Source organism: Gluconobacter sp. Gdi (assembly GCF_014132155.1).
Taxonomy (GTDB): Bacteria; Pseudomonadota; Alphaproteobacteria; order Acetobacterales; family Acetobacteraceae; genus Gluconobacter.
The window spans coordinates 520315-544447 of sequence record NZ_BLJQ01000001.1 but is presented as its reverse complement, the minus strand read 5'-3'; the positions used below and the strand labels follow the sequence as shown (position 1 = coordinate 544447).

Genomic DNA, 24133 nt, shown 5'->3' with positions numbered 1-24133 from the left:
ACCCATGCGCGTTGAACCTGCTAGCCGAATGACGCAAAAGTCTTTTCATGACAGACGACTCCGTGAGCGACGCCCCCCTCTCTCCCGCCGAACGTGCCCTGAACCAGGCTGTAGCCGATTTCGGGACACCTCTGGATATTACCCCTCGTGAGCGGCCAGCCCTGCTCCGACAGGTCGCCCGGCGGCTTGAAGGCAATGAGGCGACCCTCCCCCACGACGCCTTGATCGACGCGCTGTGCGTCGTTCGGCGTAAGACATGGGCGTCCCAGCTCATGAATGTCGCCCGCCGTGCCGGTGAAGTCTGGGTCACGAAGGCCGACACACAGGAAGCTGCAGCCCGCACGCATGACCCTCGTGCCGACATTGCAGCCCTGCGCCTCACACTGGACGATGTTCTGGTTTCGCGCTGGCAGGATCTGGGAGACTCGCCACGCAGTGTTCTGGAAGAAGTTCGGGCTGATCTGGCAGATGCCGGATTAATCCTCTCTGGCGGTCAGCTTGAAAAACTGTCCCGCAGCATTGCAGGCGCTTTCGGAAGCGTTGATCTCGGCTTCGAGGATGACCTGCGCCTGGCCGAAGAGCGCCGCGCCCGTGAACAGGCTGATATTCAGGCCCGCGCAGAACGTCGCCGGGAGCGCGAACTCGAACGCCTGAAAGAATGGGAAGCCAATCTTGCCGGGTTTGAAGAAGTCCCGGGCATTCTCCATTGTTCCCGGCGTGAAGCGTTGCGATGGGTGGCGGAAAACCGTCTTCCCATTGCCAAACGCGAAACACGTGACGACGGCATCGAGCTGTTTTTCTTCGATCCAGACGAACTGAAGAAGCTTCGTGCACGCCTTCCCGAGTGGCGCAGCGGCACACCGGATCGTCCGGAGAAGCTGGAACGTGGCACCAAAGTCGGCAATGCCGCCATTGCCCGCGTTGCAGCGCTGGATCGTTTTGCGGCTCATTTCCGCACGGCGCGTTCTCTCAAGCGCCGCATTACGCTCGTTACGGGCCCGACCAATTCGGGGAAGTCCTACACAGCGCTCAATGCTCTCGCCAATGCGGAGAGCGGCCTGGCGCTCGCTCCCCTCCGCCTTTTGGCGCATGAATTCCGGGAAGCTCTGCTGACCCGTGGCGTCCCCGCATCTCTGGCCACGGGCGAGGAGCGCATTGAAATGCCCGGTGCCCGCCACTTGGCAGCAACGGTCGAAATGTGCCCGTTTCACAAGCCGGTGGACGTTGCCATCATTGATGAGGCCCAGATGCTGGCGGACCCGGATCGGGGTGCAGCATGGACAGCCGCAATCATGGGTGTACCGGCTCGGCACGTGTACATTCTTGGCGCTGCGGATTGTATCCCGCTCGTCAAACGGATTGCCGAACTCTGTGACGATCCGGTGGACGAGATCCATCTCGAACGAAAAAGTCCGCTCAAAGCTGGCGGAACGGTTCATCTCAGCGAATTGACGGTCGGCGATGCCGTCATTGCGTTCTCACGGCGTGAAGTTCTGGACATGCGAGCCGAGCTTATGGCCCGTGGACGCCGGGTGGCCGTTGTTTATGGCGCCCTCAGCCCGGAAGTGCGCCGCGCAGAAGCCGCCCGTTTCAACAATGGCGATGCAGACATTCTGATTGCGACAGACGCTATCGGAATGGGATTGAACCTCTCCATCCGCCGCGTTGTCTTTAGCGCCCTGCGCAAGTTTGACGGGCGCCAGACCCGCGATCTGATCTCGCAAGAGGTCAAACAGATCGGTGGTCGTGCTGGCCGCTACGGCAAGCACGAGGAAGGCCTTGTCTGCGTTCTTGCAGAATCTGGAAGCCCGACTTTCGTTCGCCACATGCTGGCTGCTCCTCCAGAACCTGTGACGGAGCTGCGGCCACTGGTCCAGCCAGACTCAGACATCGTGCGTGCCGTTGCTGAAGAAATCGGCAGCGACAGCCTCTATGGTGTTCTGACGCGCATCAAGCACGCTGTTCTGCGGCCGGATGATCCAAACTACCGCTTGGCGGACATGGAACAGTCTCTCGAGATTGCGGCAGCCCTGGAAGGCGTGGAAAACCTCGATCTGACCACACGCTGGACCTACGCCATGTGCCCGATTGATGAGCGGGACAATGGGATTCAGCGACTGGTGAGCTGGGCAGCGGATCACGCTGCTGGTCGCCCGGTTCCGCCCCCGGGAACGGGTCGCCTGCCCCATCCGGAACAGGCAGGCCGTGAGGAGCTGGAACGGGCCGAAAAGCGCCATAAGCGCCTCGTCGCCTGGCGCTGGCTCGCATTGCGCTTCCCGGAAGCCTATCCCGCGCAGCAGAACGCTGAGATCAATACGTCGATCCTGAATGACTGGATTGAGCAGGTTCTTCGCACCCAGAGCCGGATGCGCGAAAGCCAGAAGCAGCAGCGCGGCGGGTTCACGCCGAGAGGCCGCAGTGACAAGCCTTTTGCCGGAAAATCAGGCCATCCTGCCAAGCCGGGCTTCAAGAAAAAAGGGAAGCCTGGCGGCTTCCCTCGGAAACGAAGCTGAAAAACCGCTCCGAGGGGCACGAAACATCCTGCCCTTCGGAGTACCTTAGCCTTCGGCGGCTTCCTCAGCCTGTCGGACGCGCCGTTCTACCCATTTCTGGGCCTGCAATTTGATGAGCGGACTCAGCTGCCGATACAGGTTGAGGAACATGCTTTCATCGGGTGTCAGCGTTTCCTGGATTTCCTTGTACGCCATGCCGGTCAGGAGCACTTCAGCATCCACCCCGAGGGCCTCAGCCAGTGCGCCCAGATGCTTACCGACATGCCCGGAGCGCCCGGTCTCCCAAAAAGCTACAGCCGAGCGCGAAATTCCGACCCGATCTGCAAGCTGTTGCTGATTCAGTCCAACCATTTCCCGAAGAAGACGGATACGGCGTCCAAGCTCCAGCCCCGGGGAGACCCGCTCTGGCCCATTTTCTTCCGTAGGTTGAGTCATTTTTTTCATCCCAAGCATCACCGTACCTTCAAGCACCTGAAACGCACGCTCTTCAGATTGAGAAGGTATCAACAAGCCCGCAGCTATCGGAAAAACTTCATCAATTTGCAAATAATTTTTATCCGCCCCCGAAGTTAAAAATAATCTGACGCGTCGAATTAAAGCGCTAGATACTTAACATCCAAAAAAATAAAAATATTTTTAAAAATGCTGTTATTTTTGACTATCAATAACTGTTGCAGTCAAAACAACCATGGCGTTTCCACTCTGTGAATTCAGAGACAGTTCTCCCCGTTGCCCAATAGACCAGGATCGAACATCCTCCAAATTTTTCACGAAATGACTTTCAACATCCATGCCTGAACCAATACAGGCCATTCGGGTCATAGCCATAGGCGCAAACCGTATTGCATTGCCCTTAATCACGGCATGGCCCATCAGTCTGTTACAGCCCCCAAACCCTGAAACGCGACCATTTTGATCCAGCGTTAATATAGGCTTTCTAACTGCCTGTTCTAATGGCTTGCCATCCAGAACCTGTACACTCCAGCTTCCATAAAGGGATGGCGCTACACTAGAAGAGACGCGCCGGACGAGAATATTCGGCTGATCAGGCCCATGAAAATCTTCAGTGGTGAAAAGCAGCGTATTCCCTACGCGAATTTCTGCACGCAAAGCATATCGGAACCCACTTTTCAGCACGGGATAACGCAACGTGTAAGCAATCGGGCCCGGATGAAGAATATCCTGACGACTCTCCGCCAGAATAATTGCCGGAGCATCTGCGCGGGAAATATCTTCCAGTTGAACTGTTAGTACAGCCCCAGCGGGAAGCGCCATACGCTCCCGGTACGTCACCGTCCCGCTCAAGGTTTCCAGAGGATCAGCCTTTGCCACCTGCACAAAGGCGCTTCCTGCCATAAGGGAAAGAGCGAAACGGCGTGTCATCATGTTAGAAACGGTCCTCAGCCAATACGAGTTAATCCACCCATATAGGAACGCAGCACTTCAGGAATGGTTATGCTGCCATCTTCATTCTGATACGTTTCCATGACAGCAATCATGGTCCGGCCCACGGCAAGCCCGGAACCATTCAGCGTATTCACGAAGGCCGGACCGTTCTCGGACCGATACCGCGCCTTCATACGACGCGCCTGAAAGGCCCGGGTGTTGGAGCAGGATGAAATCTCGCGCCAGGCCTGTTGCCCAGGGATCCACGCTTCCAGATCGAACGTCTTGGCCGCACCAAAACCCGTATCGCCAGCACACAGCAGAATACGACGGAACGTGATGCCCAAACGCTCCAAAATAGTCTCCGCAGCCTGCGTCATGCGCTCATGTTCGGCATCGCTGTCTTCGGGCTTCACGATGGAAACGAGTTCGCACTTCGTGAACTGATGCTGACGCAACATCCCGCGCACATCACGGCCCGCAGAGCCTGCTTCGGAACGAAAACACTGGGACAGTGCCGTCAAACGGATCGGCAGCGCATCGGCGGGCAGAATATCGCCCATGACAGAGGCTGTCAGCGGAACTTCTGCTGTAGGGATCAGCCAGCGACCATCTTCCGTACGGAAAGAATCTTCCGCAAACTTCGGCAGCTTATCGGTGCCATACATCGCTGCATCGTTCACCAGAAGCGGAACGCTGGTTTCACTGTAACCAAACTCGGTCGTATGTGTATCCAGCATGAACTGACCCAGTGCGCGCTCCAGACGGGCCAGCGCACCACGCAGAACGACAAAGCGCGTCCCGGACAGCTTGGCCGCCGTCGGGAAGTCCATCAGACCAAGAGCTTCACCCAGCTCGAAATGCTGCTTCGGCTCAAATGTGAATTCGCGCTTCTCACCACGATAATGAACGACGACGTTCTCATCCTCGCTTTTCCCATCCGGCACGGACGGGTCAAGCTGGTTCGGCAGAGAGGCCAGAACATCGTCGATGCTCTTTTCGATGATGGCCGCACGCTCTTCCAGACCCACAATCCGGTCACGCAGTTCGACTGCCTGCGCTTCCAGAGCCGACGTATCGGCGCCAGTGCGCTTGCCCTGCCCAATTTCCTTGGCCAGCGTTTTGCGGGTCGCCTGAGCCTCTTGCAACGCCGCCAGAGCGGCGCGGCGCTCTTCATCTTCCGAGACGATTTTCTGCCCCACAGGTGACAGGCCCCGACGCTCAAGAGCAGCGTCAAATACGGCCGGATCGGCGCGCAGGGCTTTCAGGTCATGCATGGTTCAGGGCTCCGTCAGTCTTCTTCGTCAGTCACGGGCTTCGGCTCAACCAGCCGCGCCACAAGAATGGATACCTCGTACAGCGCCACAAGCGGAATGGCGAGGCTCAGCATGGTAATGGCATCAGGCGGGGCAATCACGGCCGCCACGGCGAAGGATGCCACCACCGCATAACGGCGGAATTTCTTGAGCTGCGCCGTCCCGATCAGCCCCACACGCACCAGCAAGGTCAGGATCACCGGAAGCTCGAAGCAGATCCCAAATGCGAGGATCATCTTCGTCACGAGCGTCAGATATTCAGACACCTTGGCCTGAAGCTCAATGTCCATTCCGCCATTACCCGATGTCTGGAACGACAGGAAGAACTTCCAGGCAAACGGGAACACGACGTAATAGGCCAACGCGGCGCCAACGGTGAACATGACAGGCGTTGCGACGAGGAACGGTGCAAACGCCTTCTTCTCACTGCGATACAGACCCGGCGCGATGAAGATCCACGCCTGAATGGCAATCATCGGAAAAGACAGGCATGTCGCGCCAAACACCGCCACACGGATGTAGGTGAAGAACGCTTCATAAAGCGCCGTATAGATCAGGTGTGGCTGCTCTCCCTTCTCTCGCATGATGTTGCCAAGAGGAGCCGCCAGAAACCGGTAAATATCGCCTGCAAAATGATAGCAGATCGCAAAGGCGATCACGAACGTGGCAATGGACCAGATCAGTCGACGTCGAAGCTCGACAATATGGTCGAGCAGCGGCATCGGGGTGTCCTGGATCGTATCGGAGTCCGTCATGCGTCTTTCTCCGTGCTCGAAATGGCAACGCGCCGGCCATGATGAAGTGCACGGACAGGCGGCAGAATATCGGGCGCCCGCCACCGGGGGCGCTCATGCATCAGGCGCCGTGCTGTTGCGGGTGGAAGAATGGATGGCGCGTCCACAATGTCATCATTGAGCTCTTCTTCCGCCTGATCCTGCACCATCGCGTTGTAGGGGCGGCTCTCACCACCGCCAAAAGAAGATGGAGGCATCGGTGGAGGAGCCGGGACCCGTGGCAGATCGTTGACACTGGAGGACGAAACGGCTGCGCCGCTGGTATCAATGTCCAGGCTACGGCGAATGGAATTATCGCTATCGATCGCCTTCGTGACCCGGTCCCGCAGATTGAAGTTCTTCAGATCCCGAAACTGATCCCGCGCTTCAGACAGGTCCGCTTCCCGTACCATATCGTCAATATGAGACTGGAATTCACCAGCCATCCGGCGCATCGCCTTGATACCGTTCGAGAGTGTCCGAATGGCAACCGGCAGATCTTTCGGCCGAATGAAAACCATTGCCACGACGACAAAAAGGGCAATTTCAGAGAAACTGAAGTCAAACATGCAACAATCCTAGCCCTTCCCGTCAGTCTCGCCTACGGGTGAAGACGCATCCGGTGCTGCTTCAGTGGGAGCCCTGTCCAGCAGGAAGTCTTCACGCTTCGGCAATGACCCGATATCGGGCAGTCCGAAACTCTCCAGAAAGATGGGTGTCGTTCCCCAAAGAACGGGACGCCCGGGCACTTCCTTTCGGCCTTTCGGCGCAATCAGACTATCTTCCAGCAGCGCATCCAGAATAGCCTGCCCCAGGGATACACCACGGATCGCTTCAATTTCTGCCCGTGTGCACGGCTGGTGATACGCAATAATTGCCAGCGTTTCCATCGCCCCCCGGCTGAGCCGACGGGGTTTCTCCACGATCTTGGTCAGCGCAGACGCATATTCAGCGCGCGTCCGAAACTGCCAGCCTCCGGCCACTTCAACAAGCTCGATAGCGTGGGTCGCATAACGCTCCCCAACGGCTACCAGAGCTTCCGCGGCCGCGATTTTCAGACCCTGTGTCCTCAGAAGGTCCGCAATGATGGAAAGGCGCACCGGCTCAGGGCTTGCAAAAACAAGCGCCTCCACCAGCAGGCAGGCGCGCTCCATATCGGACGACATCACGAGACTGCCCGCCATTCAATTTCAGCAAAAGCCTCTGGCTGTCGGAGTTCCACCGCACCACCCTTAGCCATTTCCAGTCCTGCGAGGAGCGTTCCCGCAAGAGCGGCGTTGCGATCATACGGACCAGCTTCCAGCCCTTCCCCCAGATGTTCGGGCAGAAGGGACGTCAGCGTCTGCCAGTCAGCCACGGCATCTGTGCCCAGCATGCGGCGCAGACGGGCTAACGCATCCTGCACGCTCCAGTACCGGCGGGTGCGTGGCGCATAGACACGTTTGCGGTTCGTGCGCCTGCGGGCAGAGAGATAAGCCGTGATCAGCGCTGACAAGTCCACTCGCAGACCCGAACGGTCAATCTCGGTGTGGTCTTCCCCTTCACCGCGACGGAACACATCCATACCAAGCCTGGGTTGTTTCATGAGCCAGGCTGCGGCCGCCCGCATACGTTCCAGTTCGAACAGACGCTCCTGAAGCTGCTCCACCGCTTCTTCGGCATCTTCCCCATTATTTTCTGCAGGAAGAAGCAGTTTGGACTTCAACCAGGCCAGCCACGCTGCCATCACCAACCAGTCTGCTGCCAGTTCAAGCCGCAATGCCCTCGCCTCCACGCGAGCCTGCTCCACAACGGACAGATACTGCTCGACAAGCTGAAGAATCGAGATTTTTGCGAGGTCCACCTTCTGGGACCGGGCGAGGTCAAGGAGCAGATCCAGCGGCCCCTCAAACCCGTCCAGCGTCAGATGCAGAACCTCGCTCAAGCCCGGTCTCTCAGAACTGTGCCGGAGTGCAGGCGATGGACTGTGCATGCAGCTTCACGCAATACGCCCGGGCAGCCTTCAGATCCGCGAAGCCACCAATACGCAGCCGCACAAACGTCTTGTCCCCATGAGCAGTCTTCTCAAAGAGCGGTGAGTGACCTGCGAACAGTCCGGGTGCCTGATGGCGCAGTGTGTCCCACTCCTTGCGCGCTGCGGCTTCGCTGTCGAGCGCGGCAAGCTGAACTTCGCGTGCACCACCAGCCTCAGCCTTCGGAGCAGCAGCCGTTTTCGGCTGAGGAACAGCATTTTCTGGCTCAGCCACAGGGGCTGGGAGGGGCTTCTGCACAGGCTTGGGCGGAACAGCCTTGTGAACAGGCGCATCAGGGGCCTTAGGCTGCGGCTTGAGGGCTGGAACCGGCTTGGGCGCTGGAGCCTCTTCAGGCGTCTCGGCGTCCGCAGGCGCTGAAGCGGCGTCTTTGTTTTCAGGAGCCGCGGGAGGCACAGCCGACGGTTCAGCGGCAGTCTTATCCTTGCCTGTTGCAGCATCTGGAGCAGCAGGAGCCGCACCGTCAGGAGGCGTAGCGTCAGCGGGCGCTGCTGGCTTGTCCGGTTGAGCCGCAGGAGGCGTCCCGGGCTGCACACCATACTGACGAGCCAGCGCCTTCGCGTCCGGCTGCTCCGGTCCCGGAGCCAGATGCGCTTCCCCGTTGCCTGTCAGATCCGTATCGCCACTATCACTCCCCATGATCTGCATTCCTCCCGGATCGGTTGGAACGTCTTTCACAGGGCCTGGCGGTGGGCCAATAATGGGAATTCCGCCGTGATGGCCTCCCGTCAGAGACCATCCCCCGACAGCGAGCAGCAACACGGCGCCGATGCCGATGGCGCCACCGACAAGCTTTCGCGTCGCCGGATCACTGCCAAGAAGGGACGCAAGGCCACCGGCGCGGCTCGCAGTCTCCGGCACTGCCGCCGCACGACGACGCGGTGGGGCGTCATCATCGTAGTCGTTGCTCAGGCGCTCACGCTCCGCACGCGGGGCAGACGACGGGCGGGGAGAAGAAGGTCCCGCGCCGTAATCACCCGGATCCCGGAAATCGCGATTATTCTCGCTGTCAGGGCTCATCGCATTTCCTCCACTGGCACAACGCCAAGAATGGTCAGTGCGCAACGCAGGGTGCCGGCAATCGCAGAAACAAGCGCCAGTTTTGCCAAGCTCGTCTCACGATCGTTCTCATGCAGAAAGCGCAGGGTCGTGTCTTCGCGTCCACGATTCCACAGTGTGTGGAAATCAGACGCCAGATCAATGCAATACGTTGCAATCCGATGCGGTTCACGCGCTGCAGCAGCCGCTTCGACAGAACGTGGGAAAGACGCGATACGATGCAGAACGGCCAGTTCCACGTCTGACAACAGACCGGAAAGATCAACAATTGCCAGCGCTTCAGGCGTCACGGATGCAGCACCAAACATCGCTTCTGCCGAACGCAGAACCGAGCGGCAGCGGGCGTGAGCATACTGAACGTAAAACACCGGATTATCACGCGTCTGTGCGACAACAGCGTCCAGATCGAATTCCATCTGCGCATCGGCCTTACGGGTCAGCATCGTGAAGCGCACGGCATCACGTCCAACTTCATCCAGCAGATCGCGCAGCGTCACGAACGTGCCCGCACGCTTGGACATACGGACGGGCTCGCCGTTCTTCACAACGCGCACGATCTGGCACATCACGACTTCAAAGCCGGTCTTGCCATCCGTCAGCGCCGAAATTGCAGCGCGCATGCGGGAGACATAACCGCCGTGATCCGCACCGAGCACGTCAATCAGAACGTCTGAGTTCTCGGCCTTCTGAGCGTGATATCCGATGTCATTGGCAAAATAGGTGTTGGTGCCGTCAGATTTGCGAAGTGCACGATCCTGATCGTCCCCAAAATCGGTAGAGCGGAACAGGGTTTGCGGGCGCGGTTCCCAGTCTTCGGGAGTCTTGCCCTTGGGTGGCTCAAGCACGCCTTCATAAAGCAGGCCCTTGCTTTCCAGCTTGGCAATCGCAGCATCAACCCGTCCGCTCGCCAGCGTTTCCGCTTCACTGGCGAAGACTTCATGGGAGATGCCCAACCCTTCCAGATCCTCGCGAATTGCGGCCATCATCTGCACCAGCGTTTCAGCGCGGATGATATCGAACCAGACAGACGGATCAGCCGGGCTGCCATCATCGTTGGCGAGAGCGCGACCATGTTTTTCAGCAATGCTCTTGGCAACCGGGATCAGATAGTCACCCTGATACTGCAAACCATTCGGGGTCAGCGGGCTGAACGTGTCAGCATCAATGTCCGTGCCAATAACCTGCAGGTAACGCCAGTAAGTTGCCCATGTCAGTGCAACAACCTGCGTTCCGGCGTCATTGATGTAGTATTCGCGCGTGACCTTGTAGCCTGCCGCCTGCATCAGGTTTGCAAGCGCATCCCCCACCACAGCGCCACGACAATGACCCACGTGCATTGGGCCAGTCGGGTTGGCGGAGACATATTCAACATTGACGCGCGTTCCCTGCCCGATCGAGGAACGACCGAAGGCTTCACCGGCCTCCAGAACAGCTTTCGCCACGCCCTGCAAGACATATGGCTTCAGCGTCATGTTCACGAAACCAGGACCGGCGGCTTCAGCATGATCTATGTCTGGCAGGTCGGCGAGCTTCTGTACCAGTTCTGCCGCAATCTCCGCTGGCTTGCGCTTGGCAGGCTTTGCGGCCAGCAAAGCAGCATTGGTCGCCATATGGCCATGGGACGGGTCACGCGGCGGCGTCACTTCAACGCGCTGCACCACCTCTTCCGGCAGGCCGGGGACAACGGACCGCAGCGCCTCGCACACCTGGTCTCTGGCGCGGGCAAAAAGGCAGTCAGTCGTATGGGCAGTGGGTGCAGCGACCATTTCAGCTCGATTCCTGTAACCTGTATCGTCTTGGAGGGGCTTTATCAGCCCAGCACGGAGAGGTCCGTCAACCGTCGATGTTCTTCCATCGCGAAACGATCGGTCATTCCGGCGATATAATTGGCCACCAGACGCCGACGTTCCATATCATCTGCGGCCTTGGCACGATCCTTGAGCGGGTCTGGCAGAAGGCCCGGCTCTTCTGAAAGGATCGTAAAGATTTCAGCCAGCGCGATCTTCGCTTTACGCGCCATGCGATTAACCCGCCAGTGGCGATACATGCGGGCATAAAGAAATTTGCGAATAGCCTTGTTCTTTTCCCGCATCTCGGGACTGAACGCCACAACCGCATGATCGGCATGGCGAATATCATCCGCGGACTGCGGATCAAGAGCCTCAAGATTGCGGCGCGTCTGATCCGTGAGATCCGTCGCGAGGGCGTTAATCACCACGCGGATTGTCTCATGACGGACACGCTGTGCCTGATCCATCGCTTCGCGCCCCGTGCGACGCTCCATCTCACGCGACGCCCGAAGCGCATCACCCACCAGGGGAAGATCTTCAATGTCGTCGAACGTGAGAAGACCGGCTCTTAGCCCGTCATCCAGATCGTGCCCATGATAGGCTATATCATCTGACATGGCTGCAACCTGCGCTTCCGCTGACGCATAGCTGCCGAGATCAAGATGATGGCGCGCATCATATTCAGCCAGATACGGCGTTGGGCGCTTTACCGGGCCGTTGTGCTTCGCCAGCCCTTCCAGCGTTTCCCATGTCAGGTTCAGGCCATCGAAAGCGTGATAGCGCGTCTCAAGCGACGTCACGAGGCGAAGGGACTGCGTGTTATGATCGAAACCACCCCAATCCTGCATGGCAAGAGCCAGAGCATCTTCTCCTGCATGACCAAACGGCGTGTGACCCATGTCATGGGCTAGCGCGAGCGCTTCTGTCAGGTCCTCATTCAGGTCGAGGCTTCGGGCAATCGAACGGGCAATCTGGGCAACTTCCAGGGAATGGGTCAGACGGGCGCGAAAGAAATCACCTTCATGATTGATAAACACCTGCGTCTTGTACTGAAGCGTCCGGAAGCCGGCGGAATGCAGGACGCGATCCCGGTCCCGCTGCCATGGAGAACGGACAGGGCTTTCTGTCTCCGGGTAGAGTCGGCCTCGCGCACCTTTTTCCTGAACCGCATAGATGGCAGGCATCAACACACTCCCCTGATGATCCTTAGGCGCGGAAAGCACTCTAATTGCTGGATCAAACGCCTCATTCTACGACAGGCTCCCTTCAGCGCAACTCTACCCCTTTGCCCCTGACCCCAGTCTGACCATATAATCAGGACCAGAACCGTCCTGCCTTTCAGCAGCCCTCCAGAAACCGGGAACGAGCAATGTCCGAAACCCCTTCCTTCACCATGTCTGCCAGTGCGGCGGCACGGATCATGGAAATCATTTCCGCCCAGCCGGAACCCGAGGGGCTGGCTTTGCGCGTCGCTGTTCTGGCAGGAGGCTGCAATGGCTTCCAATACCAGTTCAAGCTGGATCGCACGAAGAACGATGATGACGTTCTGATCCAACGCGATGGCGCGACTGTCTATGTCGATGAAACCAGCCTCGATCTGCTTGAAGGCGCCGAGCTGGAATTCGTGGACAAGCTGATGGGGGCGCACTTCACGGTCACGAACCCCAACGCAGCCTCAGCTTGCGGCTGCGGTACAAGCTTCTCGCTGGTCTGATCGAATGTCCTTTACCTTCGCAAGCTGGAACATCAATTCCATCCGCGCCCGCGCGCATCTCGTTCAGGACTGGCTGGAGCGTCATCCGGAGTGCGACCTGCTCTGCCTTCAGGAAATCAAGTGTGAGGACAGCCAGTTCCCGGCGGTTTTCAAGGACGCAGGCTATCACGTCGCCACGACAGGCCAGAAAGCTTACAATGGCGTAGCGTTCATTGGCCGCCGCCCATTTGACGTTACAACGCACACCCTGCCCGGCTTCGATGACCCCACGGCTCGTTATGTTGAATGTGAGCTTGATGGTCTGACGATTGGTAACCTCTACCTTCCCAACGGAAACTCCGGCGGAGAAGATGGCTACAGCAAAAAACTCGCGTTCTTTGAGGCTCTTGCGGTCCGGGGGAAAGAGTTTCTGGAAAGCGAAAAGTCATTCGCCTTCATCGGAGATTATAACGTCTGCCCCACAGATGAAGATCTCGCGCCCAAGGCTCTGTCGCCTACTGATGCGCTGGTGCGACCGGAAACCCGCGCAGCCTTCCACCGCCTGCAATGGCTTGGTCTGACAGACGCTCTACGCGCTATTCACCCAGCGGGTCGTCACTACACATTCTGGGACTATCAGGCCGCCGCATTCCAACGGAACTCAGGTCTGCGCATTGACCACGCCCTGCTCTCCCCACGCGTCACCGAACGGCTTGTCTCGTTCACGATCGACCGTGACGAGCGTTCGGCTGAAAAAGCTTCAGACCATGTTCCGGTGATTGTGACCCTCCGGTAAGCCACAAAAAAGCCGCTCCCTTTCAAGGAGCGGCTTTTCCGTTTTAACCCCGCGGCGAGTATGGCGGCGGCCTATGGGCTTGCACTCGAACCAGATGGCCTGGCACCCACTGATAGCCATTTCCAACCCATTTCCACTGCCCCGGGACCCACTGCATGGTCCGTGCATGCGGCGGAATCCTCTCATTGGGAGGATGTGGCGGTGGAGGCGGCGTCTGGCGATACGGGCCCTGATAAGGAACGAACTGAGCCTGGGCCGTTCCGCTGATGGGTGGCAGAGCCATGGCTCCGACAAAAAGCGCCGACACGGCGAGCAAGCCCGACAGATGTTTCAACATAGCGTCTCACTCCTCTTACAAAAGGCGCTGCGTAGGAGTGCTACATTGCTGCCCTCACAAGGCAGTGATCAGGCGGAGTTGTGGCGGAAAAAAGATTCTCTGCTGCAATATGCAACAGTCGTTTCAATACTTTAGCCATGATGCCAGGCAGCGCCGGTGTAGAAAAACCGTCCTAGCCCGACCGTAAAAATCAGACACCCGTAAAGACTGTGTTCCAGACAGACCAGCTTCAATGACCGGTGCCGCCCGTAATCCCGGGCAAAGATCAGACCACCCAGCGTGGTCATGACAACAGCAATCCAGTTCAGGAAAATGACGTGTGCGAACCCAAAAGCCACAGCACTCGCAAGAACCGTTCGTTCTGTTGATCCGAAGACAACGCTGTAACGCCGAAAAAGAAATGCCCGGTACAGAACTTCCTGAGGCCAGACGGACAACAGAGGATACAACCCCATGATCATCAGCCAGAAAAGTGGCTTTTGCCGTGGCAGGCTGAGAAAAGTGTCCGGCCACAGACACCATGCCAGCAACACAACAAGCGGCGCGAGAACCGCAAATCTTACGAGAATACCCCGCACCTCAAATGGAAACTGATGCGGTTCAGGCCGATCTTGCCGCATCCAGACAAATGCCAGCAAAGCAGCGATCCAGATCAGCCCGAACAAAAGCCCGGCTCGCCGCTCCATCAAAATCAGAAGAGGGCCACCTCCGTAAAGGGCCAGAAATTCCGTCCCTAAACGAAGTCGATTTAGGATAGAGGGACCATGAGAAGAGGACATACCGGGATCTTCCAAAAGACTCTGTCACACCTCACGATCTCACAGGATCCCTCCCCATGACAGCACAACCCAAAAACCGAAACCACGATGGCCGATCATGCAGACAGTGACTCTGCCTCCTACCAGTTCGCAGGAGAGGCCTTCTCGGGACGACTTGGCTGACCAATTTCCCGCAAGGGCATTCCCGCTTCGACCCGCTGCTCGATATCTTCCAACGAGCAGTCTTTGGTTTCTGGCACAAACACATAGCCAATCACGAAGAAAACCGCATTGAAGCCTGCCAGCAGCCAGAACACGCCATAGTCGTTAATCGCCCCCATGACAGACAGAAAGACGTTGCTGATCAGCCAGTTCGTGATCCAGTTGGCGAATGTGGAACAGGCGATTGCGAGAGTCCGTCCCTGCAGCGGCTGAATTTCCGTGCACATTGTCCAGGGAATGGGACCTTCCCCAAACGCATATCCAAGAATGAACAGGACAAGCAGACTGACAATAGCGATCTGTCCGAACATCCCGCCAACATGCAGGTAAAGCAGAGTTCCAAACACGCCGAGACTTAGAGAGGCCACGACAGTGCTGACAAGCAGCAAAGGGCGCCGCCCCCAACGGTCAATCAGAACAATAGCGGCAAACGTTGACACCATATTGGCCAGTCCAAGCAGCGTTGTGCACCAGACGGCAGCCGATGTGGAGAAACCCAGATGCTCCAGAATATGCGGTGCGTAGTACATCAGGATATTGATGCCCGCGAGTTGCTGAAAAATCTGTAAACCAATTCCTAGAGCAAAAGTCTTTCGGAACCCCGAAGAAGACTTCAGCAGAGCAAACCCGTTCCCCTCTGTTTTGCGCAGGTTTTCTTCAATGCGGTTGAGTTCTTCCGTCGCCCTTTTCTTGGAACCACGCACCTTCTGCAGAACCGTATGGGCTTCCTGTCGACGCCCACGCATGGCTAGCCAGCGCGGAGAATAGGGAACCTGTAAGGTTGCGAGAATGAAAACGACTGTTGGAACAGCCAGAATTCCGAGCATCCACCGCCAATGGCCGCCATAAGACAGCAGACTGTCTGATAGCAGTGCCAGCAGCATGCCTGCTGTAATGACAAGCTGATACATCGAGATCATCTTGCCGCGTCGGCTTTTTTCCGTGATTTCAGCGATGTAAAGCGGGGCCGAAAAAGAGGCAAAACCAACCCCCAGCCCCAGACAGACACGCCCTGCAATCATGACGGGGATGGAAGACGTCAGCGAACATAGGGCCGTGCCGAGCAGGAAGAGTAATCCTGCATAAAACATCGCTCCGCGGCGCCCTCGATGATGAGACAGCGGAATGGCGAGTAACGAGCCAGCCGCAGCTCCAAGCATCAGGGAAGAGACGATCCATTCCAGCGCGCGTTCGTTGGCCTGAAGGTCTGCCCCCATAAATTTCAGGGCCCCAGCAATGACACCGGTATCTAGCCCGAACATCAAACCGGCCAGGCCGGCTGCACCAGCAAAAAGAAAAGCATTTCGCCGCCCCTGTTGCACCCGACCCTGCACAGTGACGCCATCTCGTTCCGGAAGGGAGCTACTCACCGAAAAACCTTTCTTGATCGCTACAGATAGCTACAGAAACGGTCGTTCCATGGAAAAGTTTTCCATCAATGAAATCATATTCCACCCTTCTTCAGAGATACATTCCTTACACAAATACAGTTCAAAAACTCTACCAAATCAGGTTGGTTTGATACTGATAAAATTCTTGATTAGTGATTTTTATACCGACCCACCGCAATCTTATCTCCAATAAAAAGCCGACACTCCATCAGGAGCATCGGCTTTTCCGTTCCGAAAGCTGGAAGGCTTACTTTGTGACGGCAGGCTTCGGCTTTGGCAGATCCAGTGCCAGATGCAGTTCCTTCAGACGCGCTGGCTCAACCGGGGCCGGTGCTTCCATCATCAGGTCTTCGCCGCTCTGGTTCAGCGGGAAAAGAATGACTTCACGGATATTCGGCTCATCAGCCAGCAGCATCACGATACGGTCCACCCCCGGAGCAGCACCACCATGCGGCGGAGCGCCGTAGCGGAAGGCATTCAGCATGCCGCCAAAGCGCTCTTCCACAACTTCCGGGCCGTAGCCTGCGATCTCGAACGCGCGCAGCATGACTTCCGGCAGATGGTTCCGGATTGCGCCGGACGACAGTTCCACGCCGTTGCAGACGATGTCGTACTGATAGGCGTTGATCGTCAGCGGGTCCTGCGTGTTCAGCGCGTCCAGGCCACCCTGCGGCATGGAGAACGGGTTGTGGGAGAAGTCCACCTTACCCGTCTCTTCGTTGAGCTCGAACATCGGGAAGTCCACAACCCAGCAGAAGCGGAACGCGTTCTTCTCGATCAGGTCCAGCTCCGTTGCCACCTTGGTGCGGACAACGCCGGAGAACTTGGCAACTTCGTCACCCTTGCCCGCAGCAAAGAACACGGCATCGCCAGCCTTCAGGCCACAGATCTCACGGATGCTCTCGACGCGCTCAGCCTCAAGGTTTTTGGCAATCGGGCCCTTACCGCCTTCTGCCTCGAAAATGATGTAGCCCAGACCACCCGCACCGCTCTCACGGGCCCAGGTGTTCAGCTTGTCAAAGAAACCACGCGGACGATCACCCGCACCCGGTGCCGGGATCGCACGGATCTGACCGCCGGAAGCCGCAATCTTGGCGAACAGACCAAAACCGGAATCCCGGAAAGCATCTGTCACGTCCTTGATGATCAACGGGTTACGCAGATCCGGCTTGTCAGAGCCGTAATCGCGCATGGCGTCAGCATACGGAATGCGCGGGAATGCGCCGTCCGTGATCTTCCAGCCTTCCGGCGTGAACTCATTGAACACGCCAGCCAGAACCGGCTCCAGAACCGTAAAGACATCTTCCTGAGTGACGAAGGACATCTCGAAGTCGAGCTGATAAAACTCACCCGGGCTACGGTCGGCGCGTGAGGCTTCATCGCGGAAGCACGGAGCAATCTGGAAGTAGCGGTCGAAACCCGCCACCATCGCAAGCTGCTTGAACTGCTGGGGAGCCTGCGGAAGCGCGTAGAACTTGCCCGGATGCAGACGCGCCGGCACGAGGAAGTCACGAGCTCCTTCAGGGGAAGACGCCGTCAGGATAGGGGTCTGGAACTCGGTGAAGCCCTGCGCGATCATCCGCTGGCGCAGGCTGGTGATGACCCGGCTGCGCAGCAGGATGTTCTGATGCATCTTCTCGCGACGGAGATCGATGTAGCGGTACTTCAGGCGCAGTTCTTCAGGATAGTTTTCCTGACCGGCCACCTGAAATGGCAGAACAGCCGCGTTGGACCGCACTTCGAGTTCTTCTGCAAGAACTTCGATGTCACCCGTCGGCAGGTTCGGGTTCCGCTGGGAACCCTGACGGACCACAACCTTACCGGTGACGGTAATGACGCTCTCAACGCGAAGGCGCTCGGCCTTTTCCAGCAGGTCCGTGCCAGCCGGGATAACAACCTGGGTCACGCCATAATGGTCACGCAGATCGATGAACAGCAGGCCACCATGGTCGCGCTTGCTGTGCACCCAGCCGGACAGGCGGACGGTCTGTCCGGCGTCCTGTTCACGCAGGGCGCTACAGTCATGGGTGCGGTATGGATGCATGTCGGGCCTCTTCAACGTCCTGGCGGATAAGTGGGCGCAGGAAGCCGGGACGGCCCGCTCATGTCAAGCTTCGTGCGCGGTTCAGACCTTTTCCTGCACAAAACCTTCGAAATCGACGGCGGCTCTGGCCATGTCGTACGCATGACCCGCGCCCGCCAGCGCAACGAGCTTTCCATCCTTAAGATAGGTCGCAAGGAAGCTGAAGCCCTTGATATCCCCTTCAAGGCTGACGTTATCGAAGCTCTCGCCCCAGCCAAGCAACTCAATTTTCTTTCCGAATTGCTGCGTCCAGAACCAGGGCGTTGGCAGATGGGTTGTTTCATGTCCCATTATGGCCAAGGCAGCGATACGCCCCTGCACCTGCGCATGGCGCCAATGCTCGATTCGCCGAGGTTTACCTTCATGCAGGATCGCAGACGCGTCACCTGCCGCATAAACACCGGGAGCAGCCCGCATCAGATGATCTACGACGATTGCTCCGTCATCATCCCGGTCCAGCCCCTGCACAAAGTCCGTTACGGGCGTTACTCCGATGCCAGCCAGAATGAAAGAGGCTGGCAGCTTCATACCGTCCTCCAGTTCCACCCCTTCCGCCTTTTTGTCTCCGTAGATTTTCACAACCTTCGCGTCAGAGACAAACGCCACGCCATTTTCTTCATGCAACTGCCGCAAACGCGTTCCGATCTCCCGACCAAAATGCTTTTCCATCGGCACATCGGTATCGGCGATAATCGTGACCCCTACTCCCCGCTGCCGCAGGCATGAGGCGACTTCCAGCCCAATGAAACCTGCTCCGATGATGGTCACTGCCTGGTCCGGGTCAACAACACGGGCAATGTCTTCCGCATCCTGTTCCCGGTGCAGCGTGAAGACGCGCTTCAAATCTGAGCCAGGGATATCCAGACGCTTTGAACGCGCACCCGTTGCGATCAAAACATGATTGCCAGTTAGGCTCGTTCCGTCTGACAATTCCGCTGTCTTCGAGGCTGGATCAAAGGTCAGAATTGTTGCGTGCTTCACACTGATGCGATGCTGCCCATAAAAAGTCTCGCTCCGCAGCGAGGGGGCATGGGCCTTTTCCGGCTCACTCAGCAATACAGTCTTGCTCAATGCAGTCCGATCATACGGACGGTGTTTCTCTTCCGTCACCATCGTGATTTTTCCGGCGAACCCTCCCTGACGAAGTGTCACCGCAGCCATCACTCCCGCAGCACCTGCACCAAGGATCAGGACCGTTTCATCTTCCTGATGCGCCGACGGCATATCCCTTTTCGTAGGGTTGGTTCCGACCAGCACCCGCCCATCGACAATTTCCACGGGGTAACGCGGTAACGGCTCAAGAGCGAGCGGCTCTACAAGGCTGCCATCCACTGCATCGAAAACTGCCTTATGCCAAGGACAGACCAACACACTGCCTTTTTCAGTCTTGCAGAACGCGCCCTGCTCCATCGGCGCTTCTTTATGAGGGCACTTGCCACCCAGGGCATGCACCTCCTCGCCGTCCTTCACCAGAACAACCGAAGTGCCCTCCATGGAAAAAGAGGCAATCTGTCCCTCTTCCAGATCCTTGAAGGCCACTAGGTCGCGAAAATCATTGGTGCTCATCGGACAGCCCCTGAAAATAGTGGAAAATCTCGTTACAAAAACCAACGCAGTATAGGCACCCAGGTTGGCAGACAGCAAAAAACCCGCCGGACTAAGCCCGACGGGTTTTTGTGATGCGACGTCTATTTAGGCGTAACATTGTGCGCCTTTAGAACATGTCGTCGAAGCCACCACCGTCTCCGCCACCGCCGAAGTCTCCTCCAGCGCCGCCAAAATCGGAATCCGTGAAGCCGCCGCCAGCATCCGTTCCAGCGCCACCAAAGGGATCGGAACCAGCGTCACCATAGTTGTTGTTGATAATGGTTTCGCCACCACCGCCGAAAGCACCGGCATCACCACCACCGTGATGATCGCTGAACAGACCTTCAAGCGCATTCGCTGCCATCATGCCGCCAGCCACGCCGGCAGCCGTGGTGAGAGCGGAACCCAGAAAGCCTGACCCGCCGCGCTGGAACATGCCCGGCTGATATCCTGGCGGATAACCATACTGCTGCTGCGGCTGGAAGTTTGGCGGAGGCATGGCGCCGCCTTGCGCTCCCCAGCCCGGAGGCGGAGCAGAAGCCTGCTGGCGGTTGTTGTTGCCACCGCCGAACAGACCACCAAATAGCCCGCCACTTCCGGATGGACGGCTTTGCTGAGCCTGCTGGAGCTGCTGCTGCGCCTGCTGAAGCTGAAATTCCAGCTGGCGGATACGGTTCTGTGCCTGAGCAAGCGCTGCTTCCTGCACAACCGCCATCTGCGTCACGCGATAACGGGCTTCCGGATATTTCTGGAAGTTATCAGCAATGAAGCGATCAGCCTCAGGGTCGATCGGCGGAAGAGCTGGCATCTGCTGCTGGCTGAAGCCCCCCCCCTGCTGCGCACCACCAACACGGCCGATAAAGCGGGAAATGACTTCGCGTTCTTCGTTGTTCATCGTCTTTGATCCTTCCAGACGAAGAAGTTACGTTCTCCCCCATCATATGAGGCACCAGCGCTCAATCGACAAGGGATCGACCTGCAGCTCCATCACGCCTGCTACTAAATTAGACGTAACGCACCTGACTGCTTTCAAGGCTCACGACGACCTGCATATCATGCAGTCAAACACAGTGTCTGATCTTTAGTTTCATGCTTGGGCTACCCGGGCCTTTCCAGCCATTCCCGTATCATAGCGATTCGTCCATTTGACGAGGACATCCGCGATGTCACGGCCGCATCCAAGGCGATAGCAAGCCACGTCGAATCATGTGATGGCCGGAGCTTCGCCCTGAACGAAATTGCTGCAGATGTGTATTCGACCTTCTCCCCCCCCTTGCGGCTCAGACAGAAGACATACCCACGTGCTGAAAGTAACAGCCTGGATAAGCACCAGCTCTGGCGGTAAAGCGGCGTTTGATAAGGCTAGCAGCGAATTTTCAACGATCTAACAGTCCAATAACCCCGCTCACTTCCGGTTCTGGACCTCAGGCTGTAAGGTAACGGCCAATTTTGCCAACCGGAGCCTATTGAATTGTCTGCGACCCGGCCGCTCAGCTTTCAGGACCTGATCCTGCGCCTTCATCAATTCTGGTCTGAAAAGGGCTGCGCCATTTTGCAGCCCTATGACACAGAAGTCGGAGCCGGAACGCTCTCCCCTCATACGACCCTGCGCGCCCTGGGCTCGAAGCCATGGGCTGCGGCCTATGTGCAGCCCTGCCGGCGCCCGTCGGACGGTCGTTATGGCCAGAACCCGAACCGCCTCCAGCACTATTACCAGTATCAGGTCCTGCTGAAGCCAACACCGGAAGAGAGTCAGAACCTGCTTCTGGAGAGCTATCGCGCCATCGGGATCGATCCCGAAAAGCACGATATCCGATTCGTAGAAGACGACTGGGAAAATCCGACGATCGGCGCCTGGGGGCTGGGTTGGGAAGTCTGGTGTGACGGCATGGAAGTCACGCAGTTCACGTATTTCCAGCAGGTCGGCGGTATCCCGACCGTCATGCCCTCCACCGAACTGACTTACGGTCTGGAACGGCTGGCCATGTATGTTCAGGGCGTTGAGAACGTTTACGACTTGGATTTCAACGGCAAGGGCCTCAAGTACGGTGACGTCTTCCTGAGGGCCGAGCGTGACTATTCCCGTCACAACTTCGAACTGGCCGACACGCAGATGCTGCTCACGCATTTCAACAATGCGGAAAAAGAGTCCATCCGTTTGGCAGAAGCTGGCGTCGCACAGCCTGCGTTCGATCAGTGCCTGAAGGCTTCCCATTATTTCAATCTTCTGGATGCCCGCGGCGTGATTTCCGTCTCTGAACGCGCATCCTATATCGGACGCGTCCGGACGCTGGCGAAAGCCTCCTGTGAAGCGTGGCTTGCTGGCGAGGAGGAGACGTCCAATGGCTGAACTGTTGCTTGAACTGTTCTGCGAAGAAATCCCGGCAGGCATGCAGCCCAAGGCTGCGAGCGAACTCGGTGCCCTTCTGACCAAGGCTCTTGATGGCCTTAACCCGTCCGATGTTCAGACGTTTTACGGCACCCGCCGCATCGCGACCGTCCTGAACGTCGACGCCGAAATCCCGGCTCGTACCGTCTCCGAGCGTGGCCCCCGTGAAGGCGCGCCGGAAAAGGCTCTTGAAGGCTTTACCCGCAAGCATGGCGTCACAGTTGATGAACTGACGTTGGAAAACGGCTTCTGGGTTCTGAACAAGCAGCTTGATCCCGTGAGCGCGGAAAGCCGCGTGGCTGAAGTCGTGCCAGACCTTCTGTGGAAGTTCCCCTGGGCCAAGTCCATGCGCTGGGGTGCAGGCTCGAACTTCTCATGGGTGCGCCCGCTCCGTCGCATTACCTGCCTTCTTGACGGTAAGGTCGTTCCCTTCTCGCTCGCCCGCGATGGCGACGATGCCCACGGCCTGAAGTCCTCCAACCTGTCCGAAGGCCATCGCTTTCTGGCGCCCGGCGGGTTTGAAGTCCGTTCGGCGGATCATTGGCTGGAAGAGCTGGAAACACGCTCCGTCATCGTTGATGCGGACAAGCGCCGCGACATGATCCGTACCGGTGTTCACCGTCTGGCTGAACAGCAGGGCATCACGGTTGTGGAAGACGAAGGACTGGTCGATGAAGTCGCCGGTCTGGTCGAATATCCGGTTCCACTTCTGGGCCGCATCGACGACGCATTCATGGACCTGCCTGCCGAAGTCATGCAGGTTTCGATGCGCATCAATCAACGCTATTTCGCCCTGCGCAATGCAGACGGCAAAGCCGCGCCGTTCTTCGCCTTCGTCGCTAACCTGCCGTTCAAGGATGGCGGCAAGCTGACGATCGCCGGAAACGAGCGCGTTCTGCGTGCCCGTTTCGCCGATGCCCGCCACTTCTGGGATCTGGATCGCAAAACAAAGCTCGCGGACCGCGTGGCAGCCCTCGATGCCGTGACCTTCCATGCGAAGCTGGGAACGCAGGGCGAGCGCGCCAAGCGGATTTCCGACCTCGCCGGAACTGTCGCTTCTGCCATGGGCCTGAGCGGAGAGCAGATCGAACAGGCAAAGCGCGCAGGCCTGCTGTCTAAAGCTGATCTGACGACCGGTATGGTCGGCGAATTCCCGGAACTTCAGGGCGTCATGGGCGGCTATTACGCAGCACATGATGGCGAAGGCGACGCCGTTTCAAAGGCTGTGGCCGAGCATTACATGCCGCGCGGCCAGTCCGACGATACGGCAAAAGCGCCTGTCTCGATTGCCGTGGCCCTTGCGGATCGTCTGGATCTGCTGGCTGGCTTCTTTGCCATTGGCGAGACGCCAACCGGCTCCGGAGATCCGTACGGCCTGCGTCGTGCGGCACTGGGCGTAATCCGCACTATTCGTGACAACGGCCTGCGCCTGGATCTGACGGACCTCTTTGCCAAGGCGGCAAATGGTCGCACTGGCGGGGAACTCGCCAAATTGCTGGACTTCATGGCAGACCGTCTGCGCGTTCAGCTTCGCAGTGAAGGCGAGCGCCACGACGTTCTGGCTGCCACCCTGGCAGGCGGTCTGGACGGCGATCTTGTACGCCTTCTGGCTCGTACTTCGGCGCTGTCTGACATGATCCAGACGGAAGACGGCAAAAACCTTCTCGCTGCAGCCAAGCGCGCCGCCAACATTCTGCGCATCGAAGACAAGAAGGACGGTCCCCATAAGGGAACACCGGATGCGTCTCTCTACGCGCAGGACGAAGAGCGCGCTCTGGCAGATGGCCTGAACAGTGCCGTGCCTGCGATCGAGAGAGCCCTGAAAGACGAGCGTTTCACCGATGCCATGCAGGCCATTGCGACCCTGCGGCTGACGCTGGACCGCTTTTTCGATGCTGTTACCGTCAATGCTCCGGAAGCCGACATTCGCGCTAACCGCCTGAAGCTTCTAGCCACCTTCCGCACAACCACAGCCCTGATCGCCGATTTCGGTCAGATCGAGGGCTGAGC

Annotated in this window: 21 protein-coding genes; 5 read left to right on the top strand and 16 right to left on the bottom strand. The window is 58.0% G+C overall.

The window, feature by feature from the left end; translation table 11 throughout:
- The first annotated feature begins 47 nt into the window (after positions 1-47).
- Positions 48-2513, top strand: a complete 2466-nt coding sequence (locus JN414_RS02460; RefSeq protein ID WP_202206540.1) for a helicase-related protein — start codon at positions 48-50, stop codon at positions 2511-2513.
- A gap of 45 nt (positions 2514-2558) precedes the next feature.
- Here JN414_RS02460 and JN414_RS02455 read toward each other — a convergent pair whose 3' ends face one another.
- The 10 genes from JN414_RS02455 to JN414_RS02410 form a co-directional block, all read right to left on the bottom strand.
- Entirely contained in the window at positions 2559-2948 is a 390-nt protein-coding gene (locus JN414_RS02455) for a helix-turn-helix domain-containing protein (RefSeq protein WP_237389836.1), read from the bottom strand.
- Positions 2949-3161: 213 nt separating this feature from the next.
- Positions 3162-3899 (bottom strand): META domain-containing protein, encoded by a 738-nt coding sequence (locus tag JN414_RS02450; RefSeq protein WP_202206539.1) that lies wholly within the window; start codon positions 3897-3899, stop codon positions 3162-3164.
- Between the two features lie 14 nt (positions 3900-3913).
- Positions 3914-5176 carry a serine--tRNA ligase gene (serS, locus tag JN414_RS02445; RefSeq protein WP_202206538.1) on the bottom strand — a complete coding sequence of 421 codons (1263 nt, stop codon included), beginning with the start codon at positions 5174-5176 and terminating at the stop codon, positions 3914-3916.
- Between the two features lie 14 nt (positions 5177-5190).
- Entirely contained in the window at positions 5191-5970 is a 780-nt protein-coding gene (gene tatC, locus JN414_RS02440; RefSeq protein WP_202206537.1) for a twin-arginine translocase subunit TatC, read from the bottom strand.
- Positions 5967-6557: a Sec-independent protein translocase protein TatB gene (gene tatB / locus JN414_RS02435; RefSeq protein ID WP_202206536.1), complete on the bottom strand. Its 591-nt coding sequence runs from the start codon at positions 6555-6557 to the stop codon at positions 5967-5969. The genes tatC and tatB overlap by 4 nt, the downstream gene beginning before the upstream one ends.
- A 9-nt stretch (positions 6558-6566) precedes the next feature.
- Positions 6567-7172, bottom strand: a complete 606-nt coding sequence (gene scpB / locus JN414_RS02430; RefSeq protein WP_202206535.1) for an SMC-Scp complex subunit ScpB — start codon at positions 7170-7172, stop codon at positions 6567-6569.
- A complete protein-coding gene (locus tag JN414_RS02425) occupies positions 7154-7912 on the bottom strand; it encodes a ScpA family protein (protein ID WP_086634581.1) in 759 nt (252 codons plus the stop codon). The genes scpB and JN414_RS02425 overlap by 19 nt, the downstream gene beginning before the upstream one ends.
- A 10-nt stretch (positions 7913-7922) precedes the next feature.
- Positions 7923-9038: an SPOR domain-containing protein gene (locus JN414_RS02420; RefSeq protein ID WP_202206534.1), complete on the bottom strand. Its 1116-nt coding sequence runs from the start codon at positions 9036-9038 to the stop codon at positions 7923-7925.
- Positions 9035-10843, bottom strand: a complete 1809-nt coding sequence (argS, locus tag JN414_RS02415) for an arginine--tRNA ligase (protein ID WP_202206533.1) — start codon at positions 10841-10843, stop codon at positions 9035-9037. The genes JN414_RS02420 and argS overlap by 4 nt, the downstream gene beginning before the upstream one ends.
- Positions 10844-10887: 44 nt before the next feature.
- A complete protein-coding gene (locus tag JN414_RS02410) occupies positions 10888-12051 on the bottom strand; it encodes a deoxyguanosinetriphosphate triphosphohydrolase (protein WP_202206532.1) in 1164 nt (387 codons plus the stop codon).
- A 185-nt stretch (positions 12052-12236) separates the two neighbouring features.
- Here JN414_RS02410 and JN414_RS02405 point away from each other — a divergent pair, with 185 nt between their 5' ends.
- On the top strand, positions 12237-12581 hold the full coding sequence (locus JN414_RS02405; RefSeq protein ID WP_202206531.1) for an iron-sulfur cluster assembly accessory protein: 345 nt from the start codon (positions 12237-12239) through the stop codon (positions 12579-12581).
- A gap of 4 nt (positions 12582-12585) precedes the next feature.
- A complete protein-coding gene (locus JN414_RS02400) occupies positions 12586-13356 on the top strand; it encodes an exodeoxyribonuclease III (RefSeq protein ID WP_202206530.1) in 771 nt (256 codons plus the stop codon).
- 43 nt (positions 13357-13399) lie between these two features.
- Here JN414_RS02400 and JN414_RS02395 read toward each other — a convergent pair whose 3' ends face one another.
- From JN414_RS02395 to JN414_RS02370, 6 genes are all read right to left on the bottom strand, one after another.
- A complete protein-coding gene (locus JN414_RS02395; protein ID WP_202206529.1) occupies positions 13400-13693 on the bottom strand; it encodes a hypothetical protein in 294 nt (97 codons plus the stop codon).
- A 131-nt stretch (positions 13694-13824) separates the two neighbouring features.
- Entirely contained in the window at positions 13825-14472 is a 648-nt protein-coding gene (locus JN414_RS02390; protein ID WP_202206528.1) for a CPBP family intramembrane glutamic endopeptidase, read from the bottom strand.
- Positions 14473-14591: 119 nt separating this feature from the next.
- Positions 14592-16043, bottom strand: coding sequence for a sugar porter family MFS transporter (locus JN414_RS02385; protein ID WP_202206527.1), 1452 nt, complete (start codon positions 16041-16043; stop codon positions 14592-14594).
- Positions 16044-16311: 268 nt separating this feature from the next.
- On the bottom strand, positions 16312-18108 hold the full coding sequence (gene aspS, locus JN414_RS02380; RefSeq protein ID WP_202206526.1) for an aspartate--tRNA ligase: 1797 nt from the start codon (positions 18106-18108) through the stop codon (positions 16312-16314).
- 81 nt (positions 18109-18189) lie between these two features.
- A complete protein-coding gene (locus JN414_RS02375; protein ID WP_202206525.1) occupies positions 18190-19713 on the bottom strand; it encodes an FAD-dependent oxidoreductase in 1524 nt (507 codons plus the stop codon).
- A 148-nt stretch (positions 19714-19861) separates the two neighbouring features.
- Entirely contained in the window at positions 19862-20629 is a 768-nt protein-coding gene (locus JN414_RS02370) for a DUF2076 domain-containing protein (protein WP_202206524.1), read from the bottom strand.
- A gap of 576 nt (positions 20630-21205) precedes the next feature.
- Here JN414_RS02370 and JN414_RS02365 point away from each other — a divergent pair.
- The gene (locus JN414_RS02365) at positions 21206-22084 is read left to right on the top strand and encodes a glycine--tRNA ligase subunit alpha (protein ID WP_202206523.1); all 879 of its coding nucleotides are present in this window, start codon (positions 21206-21208) and stop codon (positions 22082-22084) included.
- Entirely contained in the window at positions 22077-24131 is a 2055-nt protein-coding gene (gene glyS, locus JN414_RS02360; RefSeq protein ID WP_202206522.1) for a glycine--tRNA ligase subunit beta, read from the top strand. The genes JN414_RS02365 and glyS overlap by 8 nt, the downstream gene beginning before the upstream one ends.
- The last annotated feature ends 2 nt before the right edge of the window (positions 24132-24133 follow it).